A 266-nucleotide genomic window follows, 5' to 3' on the forward strand; every position below is an offset into this window, starting at 1 on the left:
TCCGAGATGGCTACGGTGAGGTCTGACCGTTGCGCGTCGTCGAGTTCGTGAGGCAAGGCCACTTCGAACTCGCGGGCCACGGTGCTGTTCTTGCGATTCTCAGCGAGCTCGGCAGCCGGCCAGAGCTCACTGGGAATGAATGCCCAGGCAGGCGCCCCCTCGGGAGCCAAGCAGATGGACTCCACTACTCCGCCTCGGTGACGGTAGTCGTGGCGCCTGCCGGTGAGATGGTCGGCGAGCACAAGGCCTGCGTGGTAGGCGGGTGC

Annotated in this window: 1 protein-coding gene; it reads right to left on the reverse strand. The window is 65.8% G+C overall.

The genetic code is table 11. The features are described from left to right. A partial coding sequence (locus KVS69_RS19735) for a MobA/MobL family protein (protein WP_254622309.1) occupies positions 1–266 on the reverse strand: 266 nt, incomplete at both ends.

Origin of the sequence: Stenotrophomonas sp. GbtcB23, assembly GCF_019091045.1 — a bacterium.
In the GTDB taxonomy this organism is placed as follows: Bacteria; Pseudomonadota; Gammaproteobacteria; order Xanthomonadales; family Xanthomonadaceae; genus Stenotrophomonas; species Stenotrophomonas rhizophila_A.